Consider the following 15,361-nt stretch of genomic DNA (forward strand, 5'->3'; position numbering starts at 1 on the left):
CAACCCGGTAGTGCGGAATGCGCTTCGAGACGCGGCAACGAGGCTTGGTGAAGTAGTACGACGGAAGATTCAGCTGTTGGGCAGCGTGGCGTGCCCCCACCATCGGTTCCGCCGCTGGTGCTTGTGATTGGATATGGCTCATTGCATCCTCCAGCAGCGGTCTTGCCATGCGCACATCCGGCATTCGAAATGGGTCGAGTCGTGGAAGGCGCGTGGCAGAAGCTCGCCAGCCTCGGTCGCCGTGATGACCTTCACCGCTCGATCCGACATGCGCTGGGCAAGCGCCGCGTCAAATGGCACAAGCTCGGTGTAGATATCCATCGTGTCGGCGTTGAGCGCCGTGAAGATCGCCGGGTGCTCGTGCAGTTCGAGATAGGCTTGGTAAATCGCCACTTGCGCGGCGTAGATGGGCTTGGAGATGGCCAAGCCCTTTTTCTCCAGGTCGCTCCAGGACTTGTTGCCCAGGCACTTGCACTCCCAGAGCGCGGGATAGGCGAAACCCTCGGGGCCGCCGACGATGACGCCGTCGACGTGTCCCTGCAGGCGACCATCGGCCACCGAGAATCCGAACTGCTCGCCATCGGCCTTTCGGGTGCGCAAGTCAAAGCCTGCGTCCCGCAGCCACGCGACCATGCAGTCCTCCATGACATGGCCACGCTCGAAGATGCGCAGCATCCGGCCCGGGGTGTCCCGCCCGTGGTCGATGGGAGCCTTTGCGTACTCGAACTGCAGCGCGCGCTCGCAGGCCACCCCGAGGCGCGAGGCCCCGAGGTACTGGCGCTCAGACTGGCGGGCGCGGGCCTGCTGCAACCCGGCGTCGACCAGGGCGGTGACCTGGCCCGCGATGCTCGATGAGGAATTGAAGTCCATCATGGCCTCTTCCCCTTCGGTTCTTCCCAGGGCAGGTCGTCCTCCAGATCTGCGAACGGATTGGCAGCATCGGGTGCGAGCGGATCGGGCGTGGGCGGCAAGCCCCGCACGGGCGGAAACTTGCTGGACTCGTGGTGCGCGACCATTGCGTCCGACCAGCAAGTGACGATGGCGTCGATTACGCGCAGGGCCTCGGCTTCGGAGTAATCGCCTAGGGGCTTGGTGAAGCCGATCTCGCCCGCTGCCTCGCCGAAAGCCTTGAGGCAATGACGCATTGCGGCCAGTTCGACATCAGACGGATCAATCATGGCGACCTCCGTCTTGTCGATGCGACCTTCCTTGGCCCGCTGCCAGTTGCCGTACAGCGCGTGAAATGCGTCCTGGCAGCGACGGGAACAGAACACCCAGTCGATGGGGTAGCGCCGGGGATCGCCCACGCCGTGGCGGTTGTCGGTGTGGCCGTAGCCCCGGGCCTGTCGTTTGCAAACCCAGCATTTCACGCCCCCTCCTCGAGTTCATCGAGCAGCAGGCCCAACTGCAGGGCAGCGCCAGCGAAGGCGGCTTCGCAGCGGCGCTTGAAGTCGGGGTAGCTCATCGAGCTGCGCGCAATCGCGGTGACCGCGTGAATCTGCGATTCCAGATGCGCGAGCCCCTGATCGGACAGCCACTGGTGGTGCTTCTGCGAGATGCCCTTGCGATTGCGAATCTCGCCCAGCAAGTCCTGCGGGAGCACCGGCCCATAGACCCAGCGCAGCGTGATCTGACCGACGACGTGCGGAGGGTTCTGGTCGTGGCCCTGGTACTTCCAGCCGAACAACCGATAGATGGCGCGGTAGTAGTCCGGGTGGAAGCGGCGCTCCCACGATGCGCAGGACTGGCGCAGCAACTTGGAGATCAGTTCCTGCAGTGCGTCCGGTGCGCGGTGGTGCTGGTAGCCGGTGGCCTCGTCGATCAGTGCGACCTCGCCGGTGGTGGCCAGCGCCCGCATGATCGTCAGGCAGTTACCGACGATGCCCTGCCGAGCGCGGTGCAGCGTGCCCGCGATGGCCGCGTCCACCACGGATGTGGCCACGTCCGCGATGATGCCTGCGGGGAAGAACTGGGTCTGACGTCCAGATGGCAGCAAAATCGGCCCAGATGATTTTTCCAATAAAGACAATGAGTTAGGCGCAATTTCGGCCAGAAAACGGACGAAACGGCCACCCTTGTGCGATTCGTGGAAACCAAGGAGCTTGGCCAGCTCCTTGCGGACGTAGCCGCGCTCGCCGGTGGTGAGCACGACCGCCTCGCAGTCGAGATCGCCGAAATGCACGACGCCGTAGTGGCTGGCAGTGAGCATGGATGCGTTCATGGCAGCCTCCCTCACTGCGCCCACGACGGTTTGCCCGTCACGGGTGCGCGTTGTGGAGCCGGTGTCTGATACGCGGGCGCGGCCTGCGCCGGAGCGCCGGACGTGCCGCCGCCCGACGCCTTGGGCGGCACGCCCATCAACTTGGCGTAGTCGGGGTGATCCGGTTCGACCGCCACCTTCACCACGTTGCGATCCTGGCCCTTGCCGTCCTTCTCGATGTCGACGCGGGCAAGGAACTCCAGGCCATCCAGTTCGTGGAAGCCTTGGATGCGGCGCGCAGACGAAGCCTGTGGGCTGTTGTCCTGCGGATGGACGTTGCGTGCGCTGTTCAGCGCGGCACGGATGAAGCTGCGCCCCATCTGGCCCCAGGTCGGCCCCTTCTTGGAGTGCAGCCCGATGTTCGACCACATCTTGCGTTTGGCATGGTCGCCAGCGGTGACCACGAATTCGGCTGCGAGATAGATCGAGCCGGTCTCGAAAGACTCGGTGGCGTAGCCGCCGCCCCAGCCCTGTGACGGGTCGTCATAGCCACCGGGCTTGAGGGTCATGCGCACCGGTACAACGGTTCCCTTGGGGATGAGATCGAAGCCGGACTGCTGCGATTCGGCGTCGTTGAAGTCGTTCCAGTTGTTGCTGGTGAATTGGCTGGTCATGGCGATTACTCCTTGGATTCGGTGGTGTTCGGGGTGACGGCGCTGGCGGGCCCGGCGGATGCGCCTGCACACTTGGCGATCAGCGCGCCGAGATGCGGCGGCTCCAGCAGGTCGAGGCGACCGCTGCGGTCTTTGGCCGGGAAACCGTAGGGATTGACGGTGTGGGTGACGAAGGCGCGGTAGGTACTGCCGTCCTCGGCCTTGATCTCGGCCAGCGTCACGACCTCGTCGACGATGCCGGGCAGCTCCAGGCTGGTTTTGCTGCCTTCGATCTGCGGGACGAATACCTTGCGGTTGTAGTCATCGAGCCGCTCGTCGAGGATCGCCACGAACACCACGTTCTTGCCGCGCGCGTGCTGCAGGTGGGTTAAGGCACTGACCATTTCCTGGCCCAGCAGGCCGTAGGCACCGCGCAGATCAGGCTTGCCGGAGCGGTCGCTGGTTGCACCGGGCTGTGTCTTGCACCACGCGAAGCACTGGCGGGACAGCTGGGTGATCGAATCGAGGAAGAAGGTCTGGTAGCGGTCGAGTTGCGCCGGGTCGCCAAACTTCTCGATGACGTGGTCGTAGTGAGCCTGCGAGAAGGCGCTCTCAGGCGGCAGCGACTTGTCCGGGCCCGCGAGGAAAACGAAGAAGTCGCGGCTCTCCGGCCACGAAGCCGGACGGATGGTGTCGCCCGGCCAGTCGGCCACTGCCAAGTCACCGGCCTCGATGTCGAGGAACAGCGTGGTGGCCGGGTCGAGGTCTTTGAGCCGCGTGGTTTTGCCGATGCCGGACTTGCCCAGCATCAGCAACTTCACGCCCTTGCGCTCGGCCATCCGCTCGATGGCGGACACGATGGGGAGCTTTTTCATGCGGCACCCCCATCGAGCGTCAGGGTGATGGTCGGCTTGCCTTCTTCGACCGTGCGCGCAGCCGCAAACTGCTCCTGCAGGGCCGTGGGCCAGTTGGTGTAGCGGGACTCGGACACCGACAACTTGACGTCGATGTAGTCCTCCACCTTGTCGCCCGAGGCGACGATGCGCTCGGCCATCTCCTTGAGGATGGTCTGGCTCCAGGTCACCTTTTTGGGGAGCTCGTACTTGACGTGCAGCGCGCCGTCGTTGACGTGGGCGGTGCCGAAGTCGCGGCCGGAGTCACGCAGCGCGGCGCGCGCCTGCTCACCGAAACGCTGCAACTTGGCGGCGTCCAGCTTGGCGCGCAGTGGCTTGAGAAACGCGATGGCCTCGTCGACATTGCGCTCGGCGTCCAACAAATCCTGGATCGGCGCGGCCGCCAGTTGAGCGACGGTCATGCTCGCGAGGTCGGCCGGGTAGAGAGTCAGTTCTTTCATGGCTGCTCTCCTCACACCGGTACACGTTCGGACGTCGAGGCATAGACGTGACGCTTCTCGTAATCGAGCACACCGTTCTCGCCATCGAGGGGATAAGCCACCTTCTTCGAAAACTTGTTGAAGACAGGGCCCCGACCCATGCCGCGCCAGCGCGTGAGCGTCTTCGGGGACATTCCCCAGCGGTTGGCGAGCTCGACCTCGCTGAGGAATCGCCGCTGGGATAGCGCTGCGGATTCAGTGGTGGGCGTCGAACTGAATCCGACGCCGGAATTGAGGCCCGGTGTGCCACCGAAGCCTCCTGACAGTGCCATTGAATAGGCCATTGCCGTGCTCCTTCCCGTTCAGGGATTGGGGCGCGACCGGTGGCCAGTCCTGTACTGACCGTTGATGCCGGTTCACGCCTTCATCGGGGAAGGCGCTACATCCGGCGTAGCAACAGCTATTTTTGGCGTAGCCGGAAAATATTTCTGCGAGACCCTCGCTACCCGAAGGACGCGATCAACTGGCGTTGCTCATTCCAGTCCAACGGCACCTTGGCCCGCAGGATGGCCTCCAGAGACACTGCCCGAGGCAGCCGTCCTTCGTAGGCGGCCTGGATGATGTCGGGGGCGAGAAGTGCCAGCCGCAGCAGATCGTTGACCGTGGAACGGTGGATGCACTCCCGTTCAGCGATCTCGGTGCCGCTGGCCACCGTCCCGTTGTCGATCAACTGCTGCCAGTAGATGCCTCGCCCCAGTGCCTTGAGCAGCGGGCGATCCTGTTCGGGGGTGAGCACCGGGGTATCGGTGACGGCAATCGGCTGGCTGACGCCTTCCGGGGCGACAATCACCTTCTTGATGCCGCGCTTCTTGAAATGGAAGGGCACGAAAGTCGTGATCCGGACACCGCCGCCTTCCAGCGGGTGGCGGCGCTCGTGGGGTTTGCCATCGCCGACCAGCTTCTTTGAAGAGCGGTTCATGGGGCCACCTCCATTTCCAGCAGCTCGCCCCCAATGCTGTCCGCCTGCAACTCACCGGCCAGCTCCCGCCATCCCGACTCGCGCCAAACGATGTCGACGCCATCGGAGAGGAGCTGGACGCGCTCGATCAGCAGGTTGACCAGCCGCACCTGCTCAGCGGGGAACAACTGCTTCCAGACCTCGCCGAGGCGGCGCATGGCCAACACGGTGGTTGGCTCGTCGATCTCTGGGTAGTTGATGCGAACCGTGTTCCAGACCCCTTGGATGCTTTCGGGCGACTGGAGCGCGCCCACCAGCAGGTTCACCACCACTTCCTCGATCTGGTCGGCCGGGATCATCCCGGTGGCGCTGCTGCGGTAGCCGTAGCGGCTGTCCGCCTTGGGGATGTAGTAGCGGTACTTCTTGCCCGAGGGCTTCTTGCTGTAGGTGATGTGGTACTTGCCTCCATCAGGGCCGTACATCAGTCCGCGCAACAACGCATCGGTCTTGTGCTGGGTTTGGGTCTTGCCCATGCGCTGGTGAGCATCCTCGGCGAGGATGGCTTGCACGCGATCCCAAAGCTGGCGGGTGATGATCGGCTCGTGCTGTCCAGCAAACACCTCCCCTTTATGGCGGATCTCGCCAACGTAGATTGGATTGCGCAGTACCTTGGAGATGTACTTCTTGTCCATTGGCGTGCCATTGCGCACGCGGCCATCCTTCAGGCGGTTGGGCTTGGTAGTGATTCCCTCCAGGGCCATCTCGCGGACGATATCCGTGATGCAGCGCGTTTCGGTGAAGCGCGTGAAAATGCGCCGGATGGTTTCGGCATCCCTCTCCTCGATGACCAGCTTGCGGTCTTTGACCTCGTAGCCCAGCGGGGTGTAACCGCCCATCCACAGGCCCTTGCGCTTGCTGGCGGCGATTTTGTCGCGGATGCGCTCGCCGGTGACTTCACGCTCAAACTGCGCGAAGGACAGCAGGATGTTCAACATCAGCCGTCCCATCGACGTGGTGGTGTTGAATTGCTGGGTAACCGAAACGAACGACACCTTGTGGCGCTCGAACACCTCCACAAGTTTGGCGAAGTCGGTCAGGCTGCGCGTCAGGCGGTCAATCTTGTAGACCACCACGATGTCGATCTGGTCGGCAATGATGTCGGCCATCAGTCGCTTCAAGGCCGGGCGCTCCATGTTGCCGCCCGAGTAGCCGCCGTCGTCGTAGTCGTCGGCCACCGGCAACCAGCCCTCGGCACGCTGGCTCACGATGTAGGCTTGGCCCGCTTCGCGCTGGGCGTCGAGGGAATTGAAGGATTGGTCGAGGCGTTCGTCCGTGGATACGCGGGTGTAGACGGCGCAGCGCTTCTTGGTTACGACAGTGTTCACTTGGTGCCTCGCTTCTGCTTGTTCTTGGTGATTCCGAAAAACAGCGGCCCTGACCACTGCGTGCCGGTGATGTGGCGGGCGACTCCCGACAAGCTCTTGAAGCGACGGCCTTCGTATTCAAAAGTGCCGTCCGCCTGCGCGGTGACGCGGTGTTCGCGGTTGTCGAATTCCCGTACCAGAACGGTGCCGGGAACGACCTGGACTTCGACGCCACGCTGCGTCTTGATGTTGGATTGAGCTTCGCCGATCCGTGCCAGTTGCGTCTTCACGAGCAGGGTGGTGCCCAGCGCCTCCTCCTGCATCTTGTAGGCGACACGGCCTTCGACATAGGCCCGGTTGTGGTGTGGTGGTCGCTGCGGGAAATACTTGTCCCAAAGCGCCCACAAGTCTTTCATGGACAGCTTTGGCAAATTGGCGATTTGCACCGCCAGAGACGGTGGTGTCTTTGGTGCGTTCACTTGAAAACTCCTTCTGTAGAGGGGTTTGTATGAACGCGCTCGGGTGCCGAGAAGCCAAGTGGAATATCGCTTTCCTGCGGACGCGTGGAATGCAAGCGCGCGATCGCAATCGCGATGATTTCTGCGGCCTCGCGTGCCCGTTGACGAGGGGACATCAATTCAGGGAGTGTTGGTTCGACGGTCATTTCGGTAGCCAGTAAAGTTGTCAGACCGTTACGAAGAATATGCACACAGGGCGGTCGGGGTATCCCGTTTCAGCGTGCATCAGATGGGGAGAGCGAGATTTCGAGGATGTTTTTCTGGGCGGCGTTGATCGCCTTGACTGCTTGCAGTGCCAGCGCGGAGACCATCACGGGTCGAGTGATTGGCGTGGCCGACGGTGACACGGTCACCGTCCTCGATGCGGATAGGACACAGCACAAGATCCGGGTGGCGGGGATCGATGCGCCTGAGAAGAAGCAGCCGTTCGGACAGCGATCCAAGGCGTCGATGTCCAACCTCGTGTTCGGCAAAGACGTCGTCGTGATGGGCAGCAAGCGCGACCGCTACGGGCGACTCGTTGGCAAGGTGCTGGTCGCCGACCCCTCCTGCACCGCACGCACCTGTCCGAAGACACTGGACGCAAGGCTGGCACAGATCACAACCGGGATGGCTTGGTGGTACCGCCAGTATGCACGGAAGCAGTCCGCCGAGGATGCTGGTACCTACGAGCTCGCCGAGCAGGAGGCGCGCGACCGCCACGTCGGGCTGTGGCGTGATGTCGCCCCGATCCCCCCTTGGGAGTGGCGTCGCGCCACGCACCCGCAGTCAGGCCAGAGATTTTCCGCGCTGGGTCGCCTCCATTGACCTGATTTTCGTCTGGTCATATATTATGCAAATCGGCAAGGAGCAATGCCATGAGCAAGCGAAAGACCGAAGGCATTACTAAGCCGCAGACCAGAACGCTGAGGGCGATTTGCCAAATCTTCGACAGCACAGGCCTGCCGCCTACCGTCAAGGAATTGGCCGATGTGCTGGGCATCAGCCACGCCAGCGCTCACGAACAAATCGCGCAGCTGGTACGCAAGGGGTACTTGAGAAAAGAGGAAAAAAAGGCCCGGAGTATCGTGATCGCGAAACGGCACGAGTGATCGCGATGCTTTGATCTGAACAAAGGGAGTCCTGGATGGGGCACGTTCGGCTCGGAGTACTGCCAAGAACGAAGGCGTGGAAGGAGGTCGTCGGCCTGATCGCCGCCGGCGCAAACGTCTCCCAAATTGCGAATGCCACCATCACGGCGGCCGAAAAGGCCTTCTCCTTCGTGATGAACGATGTGGGTTACACCGAGGCTGTTTGGCTGATGACCCAGATGGCGATTGCCGCCAAGAAGCCCGACATCCACCAGCACCTCGCTGCTGCGGGCATCCATCTCCCCGCCGATCCCTCGCTCGTCGATGTGACCACGGCAATCACCGAAGCGCTGGACCGGCGCGTGGAAGGCACCGGCAAGCGCTCCGATCTCGGCATGCTCGCCAACCGGGCCATCGTTGGCGCCGTCAACGATGTACTGGCCCCCAAGCTCCATTCGCTGTTTTCTTCCGATCCGGACACGATGCGGGCGGCCCTCGCGGATTTGGGCAAGCCCCGTGGGTTCGGTGAATTCTCCAGGCACTTCTTCGCCCGGCTCGCCAACGAGGGCCTGCAGTATTTCTTGAGCAAAGTCATCAACACGCAGCTCGGCGAAGGGATGCGTTTTGCAACGATGAATCAGGCGGCCGAGTTCAGCCTCGCGCTGCAAACCCACACCCGTGAGGCGTCGCTCATCGTCGAGCAGTTTTCGAGTGAATGGTTTTCAAAGCACCGCTATCACGAAGGCGGCGACATCTCCAGAAAGTCATCGGACGGGTTCGCGGGCTACGCGCTGAAAAAGATAAGGGATGAGTTGAAGGTGGGAGCGAGTAGCGGCGATGCAAGATAAGCGCTACATCCTTTGCGGCAACGTATCCGCCAAGGGCATCAGTGAAGACCCCGCATGCGACCTGCGCTTGCGGCTCTCGGGCAGGGCCGGGCACGGGAACATCACCCTGCGGATCGAAGACGTTCACACCAAAATGTTTCGTGGTGTGCCGCCACTGTTTCACGACCTGTTGGAAATCGCCGCCTACGTCTACAGCGCCGATCAGGTGGTCAAACGCGGCGCGGACGATGTCGATACCTTTGGTGATGGCTGGCGGCGCGACCTGCACTTTGTAGTGCCGGTGCGTAACCCTGACTTCTGGAACAGCAGGGACGTACAGGAGGCGCTGTGCTCGACGCTGGGGTTCCTGTCCGACGACCAATACCAGTTCGACTTCGTCAGGCTAGACCAAGATCATCAGTTCCAGGAGTACCTCGAGTTCAACGACACCCAGCAGATGTACGGGATGCCGGAGCAGGTGGTCATGTTCTCCGGAGGACTGGACTCCCTAGCCGGTGCCATTGATGAGGTTGTAAACCAGAGGCGGCGCGTGGTCCTGGTCACTCACAAGTCGACCTCCAAGCTCAACAAACGTCACCGTGTTCTCGAAGAGATGCTGGCCGCGAAATCAGGCGACAACGTGCCGCACCGCATTACCGTTCGCGTCCACAAGACCAAAGGGCTGAACCACGAGTACACCCAGCGTAGCCGGTCGTTCCTGTACGTCTCCATCGGCGCGACGATTGCTAGGATGCTGGGCCTCAAGAGCGTGCGCTTCTACGAGAACGGCGTGATCAGCCTGAACCTGCCGATATGCGCCCAGGTGGTCGGCGGCCGCGCCACGCGCACGACGCACCCCAGGGTGATGAAAGGCTTTCAGGACATCATCACCTTGGTGGCCGGCGAGCCCTTTACCGTCGAGAACCCGTACATCTGGAAAACCAAGGCCGATGTCGTCAAGATCATCACCGACGCGGGTTGCCACGATCTAATCAAGCATTCGATGACCTGCACGCACACCTGGGAGATGAGCAACCTGCACACCCATTGCGGCGGCTGCTCGCAGTGCATCGACCGGCGTTTCGCCGTCCTCGCCGCCAAAGCTGATCAGCACGATCCGGTGGAGCACTACAAGGTCGACGTGTTCACCCAGAGCAGGAAGAGGGACGAGGACAAGATCATGGCGGCCGCTTATCTGGAGCGGGCCAACCAGGTGAAAAACCTGACAGGCGTGGCCGACTTTATCAGCAGCTATCCCGATGCCTGCCGCGTATTCCAGTATTTGAACACCAGTGCCGGGCAGGCAGCGCAGCGGGTATTCGACCTCTACAAGCGGCACGCCGAGGAAGTAACCGGTGCTGTCGACGAACTCGGGCGGCGTTACTTCACCCAGATCCGGGAACGCTCTTTGCCCGGCGACTGCTTGCTGCGGACGGTCTACGAGTCCGCTTCGGTAAATTCGGTTCCCGCCGTGGTGTCGGTGGAGAAACAGCCGGAGAACTTCTTCCGCAAGCGCGGGGCAGTTTGGGAAGTGCGATTCCAGGGACGCAACACCATCTGCCTGCTCAATGTCGACAAGGGCGCGGAGTACATCAACCTCCTGCTGGCGTTTCCAGAACGGGAAATGTCGGTTTACGAAATCGCCTGTGGAAGCGCCGCCAACGCCGTCGATCTGCCTGCCAATGCCGTGGTTGCGCCTGAAGAGATCGAGGATGGCTTTCAGATCGTCACCGGTGCGCCGCTGACCGACGCGGGCGATGTTGCAGATCGGCGAGCCCTCCGAGAGTGGCAGCAACGTGCCCGTGAACTTCTCGGCGAAATTGGCGAGGCGCGTGACGCAGGGGATCACACTCGAGTCGAGGAGATCGAAGAGGAGATGGCGTTCCTGACCAAAGCGCTGGAGGGAGGAAAGGGGCTCGGCGGGAGACAACGCAAGGCCGGAGACAAGCGTAAGAACGTCCGGGACGCCTTTCGCAATGCCGTAGACCGAGCCATCAAACAGATCGAGAAGTACGACAAACCCTTGGCGGAACACCTGAAGGCCAGCATCAAGCACGGCAACGAGGTCGTCTACCGGCCCGGGATGCCGATTACCTGGGAGGTCCGGCCCATCGTAAACACATAGGCCAGTTCCGGGGCCGGGTCGCCCGCGTGAACGCGGTTTCCATGACGAACAAGCAGCCGAAAACCCCCGCCGTTGCTGGCGAGAGCGCGGCGGCGTCCTTCGCAGAAACAGAGAACAGGCGGGAACAGAGAACGGAATACAGCCAGAAACCCGACCGCGCTGGGCAGCGGCGTCCGTCGCAGCAAGGCCGGAACCCGCGCCAATACTGGGCGTGCGCCCAAAAAAGAAAGGGGGACAGAGCGAGTCTGTCCCCTGTGATTGGTGGAGCTGGCGGGAGTTGAACCCGCGTCCGCAAGCCTTCTTCGAGCAGATCTACATGTTTAGCGCGCTGTTTTAGGTCTCGCCACCGGTATCGCGCAGGCGCACGCTACACCGGTTGCCAGTACCCTTGTTTCTCGTTGCGGCCCAAGGTACCCGGGGCGCAACCAGCCTATGTGAATGCCCTTGCAGCCTGGAGGCACCGAGTGTTCAGTGCCCCCTTGCCCAGCCCATAGGCCAACTGTTGCAAGGCTCGCTGGCAATTAAGCAGCGAGTGCGAAACGTTCGTCGTTTGCAGTTACTTTGTTGAATCGAGATTTACGAGCGTGACCCAAGCTCGACATGCACCGCACCGATTCCGAACCCGCGTCGAAACCAGGACAGCCCCTAAACACGCTATTTTAGGCTGGTACCAGCCATTGCAAGAGCTCGGTGGGAAAATTTATCTGCGCGTGTGCGCCCCATTGCTGCAGGTCTGCCTGGGCACCTAGGTAGCCGTAGCGGGCTGCGACGGTGCCCATGCCGGCGGCGTGGCCGGCGGCGATGTCGCGCGCGTCGTCGCCCACGTAGAGGCACTGCGCTGGCGCAATGCGCAGCCTGGTGGCAGCTGCTAGCAGCGGTGCAGGGTGTGGCTTGGCATGGGGGGTGGTGTCGCCGCTGACGATGGCGCCGGCGCTTGCGAACAGGGGCAGGGCGCGGGTCAGCGGTTCGGTGAAGCGGGCAATCTTGTTCGTGACCACGCCCCAGGCGAGTCCGCGCTGGCGTAGCTCGTCGATCAGTTCGGGCACGCCGGCAAAGACTTCGGTGTGGTGGTTCAGGCAGGCCTCGTAGGCACAGAAGAATTCTTCGCGCAGTTTGTCGAAGTCCGGGTGCTCCGGGCCTATGCCGAAGGCCTCGCCGAGCATGCCGCGCGCGCCTGCGCCCGCCAGGGGGCGGTAGCGTGCGAGCGGCAGCGCGGGCAGGCCGCGCCGGGTGCGCATTTGGTTGGCGGCGGCGCCGAGGTCGGGGGCGCTGTCGATCAGGGTGCCGTCGAGGTCGAACAGGACGGCGCGGACGTTGCGGAACATGGGCGTGAGTGGGGGCACGGGCAAAAGCGCGTCAAGCACCCAGGCCGCGCCGTGTAGCCATGAGGTAGTTGACGCTGGTGTCATGGCTCAGGCGGTAGCGGTGCGCGAGCGGGTTGTATTCGAGCCCGCGCTCTTGCACAACTTCAAGGCCAGCGGTACGGGCGAAGGCGGCGAGCTCGCTCGGGCGGATGAAGCGGGCGTATTCGTGGGTGCCGCGCGGCAGCAGCTTGAGCAGGTATTCGGCGCCCAAAATGGCAAATAAAAAAGCCTTGGGATTGCGGTGGATGGTGGAAAAGAACACCCAGCCGCCCGGGCGTACGAGCGTGGCGCAGGCGCGTACAACCGAGGCTGGGTTGGGCACGTGCTCGAGCATTTCCATGCAGGTCACGATGTCGAAGCTCTCGGGCTGCTCTTGTGCGAGCGCCTCGGCGCTGACTTCGCGGTAGCGGATGTTGGGTGTGTTAGCTTCGAGCGCGTGCAGTTGCGCCACGCGCAGGGCCTTGGTGGAAAGGTCTATGCCGGTGACCTGCGCGCCCTTGCGCGCCATGGCGTCCGCGAGGATGCCGCCGCCACAGCCGACATCGAGCACGCGCTGGTCTTGCAACCGGGCCAGGCTGTCTATCCACCCGAGGCGCAGGGGGTTGATCTGGTGCAGCGGGCGAAACTCGCTCTCAGTGTCCCACCAGCGGTGGGCCAGTTCGGAAAACTTGGCCAACTCGGCCGGGTCGGCGTTCACGGTGGTGTTCATGGGGGAAAAGACAAAAACTGCGCAAGAATGCCGCGAATGGTACCGCCTGTTTGCGTCTTTCATGCTGCGCTTGCCGCGGCAGCTTGCATCCGTCTTCTTTGCCCATGCCCTTTAGCTGAGGGCGGATACTTGAAAATCAGCTCTTAGCTGCCGGGTCTATAACGAACAATCTGGGTTGAACCCAGATTGTCCATTAGGCGGTGCTTCGCACCTACGCGGGTGCTGGCGGATGTCTGCCGGTCATTTTGGCCGCTGCTTCGTCGTTCGTGGCACCACCACGAGCTCCTGAGCCGCGACCAAACTGCCTCGCCAGCCGCCTCGCCAGCCGCCTCGCCATGATCCCGCGTCCTAACGAACAATCTGGGTTGAACCATGAACCACCGCCAGACCCTCGAATTCCTTCTCTACGACTGGCTGCAGGCCGAGTCGCTGAACGCCCGCCCGCGTTTTGCCGAGCACGCGCGCGCGACTTTCGACGCCGTGCTCGACACCTGCGAGCGCATCGCGCGTGAGAAGTACGCGCCGTTCAACCGCCTCGTCGATGCCGAGGAGCCGCGCTTCGACGGCGAAAAGGTCATCCTGCCGCAAGCCACGCACGAGGCTTACCGCGCCTATGCGGAGTCGGGCATGCTGAGCGCCGCGCAGGACTACGACATCGGCGGCATGCAGCTGCCCTACACCGTGGAGGCCGCGGCGAACAGCTTTTTTGCGCTCGCCTCGATCAGCATCAACCCCGCACTGCTTACTGTGGGCAACGCGAACCTGCTCATGGCGCACGGCAGCGCGTTGCAGCAAAAGGTGTTTGCGCTCAACGAATTCAGCGGGCGCTTTTCGGGCACCATGTGCCTGAGCGAGCCGCAGGCGGGCTCGTCGCTGAGCGACATCGCCACGCGCGCCGTGCCCGACGCGCAGGACGATCCTTCGTGGGAGCAGGACCCGCTCGGGCCGCGCTACCGCCTCACGGGGCACAAGATGTGGATCTCGGCGGGCGAGCACGAGCTCAGCGAGAACATCATCCACCTCGTGCTCGCCAAAATCCCCGGCCCCGACGGCAAGCTGGTGCCGGGCACCAAGGGAATCTCGCTGTTCATCGTGCCGAAGAAGCTCGTCGATACCGAAGGGCGCCTCACGGGCGAGCGCAACGACGTAGCGCTCGCGGGCCTGAACCACAAGCTCGGCTGGCGCGGCACGAGCAACACCTTGCTGAACTTCGGTGAGGGCAAATACCCGGTCGCGGGCCGCGCCGGTGCCATCGGCTACCGTGTGGGCGAGCCCGGGCGCGGGCTTTCGTATATGTTCCACATGATGAACGAGGCGCGCATCGCGATCGGCATGGCCGCGACCATGCTGGGCCTGGCCGGCTACTACGCAAGCCTGGACTACGCGAAGAACCGCCCGCAAGGCCGCCCCGTAGGGGAGGGCGGCAAGGACGCTGCCAAGCCGCCGGTGCGCATCATCGAGCACGCGGACGTGCGGCGCATGCTGCTGGCGCAAAAAGCCTATGGCGAAGGCGCACTCGCGCTGAACCTGCTGTGCGCGCGCCTCGTCGATGAGCGCTACACCGGCACGCCCGAGTCCGCCGAAGAAGCGCGCCTGCTGCTCGAAGTGCTCACGCCGATCGCCAAGAGCTGGCCCAGCGAAAACTGCCTCGAAGCCAACAGCCTCGCGATCCAGGTCCACGGCGGCTACGGCTACACGCGCGACTTTCCCGTCGAGCAATACTGGCGCGACAACCGCCTGAACATGATCCACGAGGGCACGCACGGCATCCAGGCCACGGACTTGCTGGGCCGCAAGGTACTCATGGAAGGCAGCCGCGGCCTCACGCTGCTGGCCGAGCGCATGCGCGCAAGCGCCACACGCGCACAGGCCGAGCCTGCGCTGCGCGAGCAGGCGCAGGCGCTGGCACTCGCGCTCGCGCAAATCGGCCAGGCCACGCAGGAGGCCTGGGCCACGGGCCAGCCGAGCGAGGCGCTCGCCAACGCCGTGCCCTACATGCAGGCTTTCGGCCACACCGTGCTCGCGTGGGTCTGGCTCGACGTGGCGCTCGCGACGCTGCGCGCCGACGCTACGCTTTCAAAAGCGCAAAGCGCAGGCAGAATGGGCGCGATGCAGTATTTTTATCACTATGAGCTGCCCAAGATCGGCGCCTGGCTGCAGGTCGTGCGCCAGCGCGACATGACCTGCGCGAACCTGCCTGAAGAAGCATTCTGAGCACAATTGCTATCGTAAAGATAGCT

Annotated in this window: 18 protein-coding genes and 1 other RNA gene; 5 read left to right on the forward strand and 14 right to left on the reverse strand. The window is 63.1% G+C overall.

Annotated elements, in window-relative coordinates; all coding sequences use genetic code 11:
• Positions 1-138: 138 nt before the first annotated feature.
• The 11 genes from PYV55_RS14510 to PYV55_RS14560 all read right to left on the reverse strand — a co-directional run bounded on the left by PYV55_RS14510 (position 139) and on the right by PYV55_RS14560 (position 7,172).
• A complete protein-coding gene (locus PYV55_RS14510; RefSeq protein WP_275852598.1) occupies positions 139-873 on the reverse strand; it encodes a hypothetical protein in 735 nt (244 codons plus the stop codon).
• The gene (locus PYV55_RS14515) at positions 870-1,370 is read right to left on the reverse strand and encodes a DUF6511 domain-containing protein (protein ID WP_275852600.1); all 501 of its coding nucleotides are present in this window, start codon (positions 1,368-1,370) and stop codon (positions 870-872) included. The genes PYV55_RS14510 and PYV55_RS14515 overlap by 4 nt, the downstream gene beginning before the upstream one ends.
• Positions 1,367-2,221 carry a P63C domain-containing protein gene (locus PYV55_RS14520; RefSeq protein WP_275852601.1) on the reverse strand — a complete coding sequence of 285 codons (855 nt, stop codon included), beginning with the start codon at positions 2,219-2,221 and terminating at the stop codon, positions 1,367-1,369. Before PYV55_RS14520 ends, PYV55_RS14515 begins: the two co-directional genes overlap by 4 nt.
• 11 nt (positions 2,222-2,232) lie before the next feature.
• On the reverse strand, positions 2,233-2,874 hold the full coding sequence (locus PYV55_RS14525) for a hypothetical protein (protein ID WP_275852603.1): 642 nt from the start codon (positions 2,872-2,874) through the stop codon (positions 2,233-2,235).
• Between the two features lie 5 nt (positions 2,875-2,879).
• Positions 2,880-3,728 (reverse strand): ATP-binding protein, encoded by an 849-nt coding sequence (locus PYV55_RS14530; RefSeq protein WP_275852604.1) that lies wholly within the window; start codon positions 3,726-3,728, stop codon positions 2,880-2,882.
• Positions 3,725-4,207 carry a hypothetical protein gene (locus PYV55_RS14535; RefSeq protein ID WP_275852606.1) on the reverse strand — a complete coding sequence of 161 codons (483 nt, stop codon included), beginning with the start codon at positions 4,205-4,207 and terminating at the stop codon, positions 3,725-3,727. The genes PYV55_RS14530 and PYV55_RS14535 overlap by 4 nt, the downstream gene beginning before the upstream one ends.
• Before the next feature lie 11 nt (positions 4,208-4,218).
• Complete coding sequence (locus PYV55_RS14540) at positions 4,219-4,530, reverse strand: hypothetical protein (RefSeq protein WP_275852608.1); 312 nt, start codon at positions 4,528-4,530, stop codon at positions 4,219-4,221.
• 158 nt (positions 4,531-4,688) lie between these two features.
• Positions 4,689-5,165, reverse strand: coding sequence for a hypothetical protein (locus PYV55_RS14545; protein WP_275852610.1), 477 nt, complete (start codon positions 5,163-5,165; stop codon positions 4,689-4,691).
• Positions 5,162-6,529 carry a recombinase family protein gene (locus PYV55_RS14550; RefSeq protein WP_275852612.1) on the reverse strand — a complete coding sequence of 456 codons (1,368 nt, stop codon included), beginning with the start codon at positions 6,527-6,529 and terminating at the stop codon, positions 5,162-5,164. Before PYV55_RS14550 ends, PYV55_RS14545 begins: the two co-directional genes overlap by 4 nt.
• Entirely contained in the window at positions 6,526-6,987 is a 462-nt protein-coding gene (locus tag PYV55_RS14555) for a DUF2924 domain-containing protein (protein WP_275852614.1), read from the reverse strand. The genes PYV55_RS14550 and PYV55_RS14555 overlap by 4 nt, the downstream gene beginning before the upstream one ends.
• Entirely contained in the window at positions 6,984-7,172 is a 189-nt protein-coding gene (locus tag PYV55_RS14560; RefSeq protein WP_275852616.1) for a hypothetical protein, read from the reverse strand. The genes PYV55_RS14555 and PYV55_RS14560 overlap by 4 nt, the downstream gene beginning before the upstream one ends.
• A 184-nt stretch (positions 7,173-7,356) precedes the next feature.
• On the opposite strand from PYV55_RS14560, the gene PYV55_RS14565 reads away from it, so the two are divergent.
• From PYV55_RS14565 to PYV55_RS14580, 4 genes are read left to right on the forward strand one after another with little or no spacing between them, the layout of a single operon-like run.
• Entirely contained in the window at positions 7,357-7,833 is a 477-nt protein-coding gene (locus PYV55_RS14565; RefSeq protein WP_345803597.1) for a thermonuclease family protein, read from the forward strand.
• 50 nt (positions 7,834-7,883) lie between these two features.
• Positions 7,884-8,117 carry a LexA family protein gene (locus tag PYV55_RS14570; RefSeq protein ID WP_275852619.1) on the forward strand — a complete coding sequence of 78 codons (234 nt, stop codon included), beginning with the start codon at positions 7,884-7,886 and terminating at the stop codon, positions 8,115-8,117.
• Positions 8,118-8,152: 35 nt separating this feature from the next.
• Positions 8,153-8,944: a hypothetical protein gene (locus tag PYV55_RS14575; protein WP_275852621.1), complete on the forward strand. Its 792-nt coding sequence runs from the start codon at positions 8,153-8,155 to the stop codon at positions 8,942-8,944.
• A complete protein-coding gene (locus tag PYV55_RS14580) occupies positions 8,934-11,048 on the forward strand; it encodes a 7-cyano-7-deazaguanine synthase (RefSeq protein WP_275852624.1) in 2,115 nt (704 codons plus the stop codon). The genes PYV55_RS14575 and PYV55_RS14580 overlap by 11 nt, the downstream gene beginning before the upstream one ends.
• Positions 11,049-11,307: 259 nt before the next feature.
• On the opposite strand, the gene ssrA is transcribed toward PYV55_RS14580, so the two are convergent.
• From ssrA to ubiG, 3 genes are all read right to left on the reverse strand, one after another.
• Positions 11,308-11,694, reverse strand: a transfer-messenger RNA (tmRNA) gene (ssrA, locus tag PYV55_RS14585).
• Positions 11,695-11,707: 13 nt separating this feature from the next.
• Positions 11,708-12,373, reverse strand: coding sequence for an HAD family hydrolase (locus tag PYV55_RS14590; protein ID WP_275852626.1), 666 nt, complete (start codon positions 12,371-12,373; stop codon positions 11,708-11,710).
• Between the two features lie 31 nt (positions 12,374-12,404).
• Positions 12,405-13,121, reverse strand: coding sequence for a bifunctional 2-polyprenyl-6-hydroxyphenol methylase/3-demethylubiquinol 3-O-methyltransferase UbiG (gene ubiG / locus PYV55_RS14595; protein ID WP_275852628.1), 717 nt, complete (start codon positions 13,119-13,121; stop codon positions 12,405-12,407).
• A gap of 372 nt (positions 13,122-13,493) precedes the next feature.
• On the opposite strand from ubiG, the gene PYV55_RS14600 reads away from it, so the two are divergent.
• Entirely contained in the window at positions 13,494-15,335 is a 1,842-nt protein-coding gene (locus PYV55_RS14600) for an acyl-CoA dehydrogenase (protein WP_275852630.1), read from the forward strand.
• The last annotated feature ends 26 nt before the right edge of the window (positions 15,336-15,361 follow it).

The sequence above is a fragment of the Extensimonas soli genome, assembly GCF_029211265.1.
GTDB lineage: Bacteria > Pseudomonadota > Gammaproteobacteria > Burkholderiales > Burkholderiaceae_C > Extensimonas > Extensimonas soli.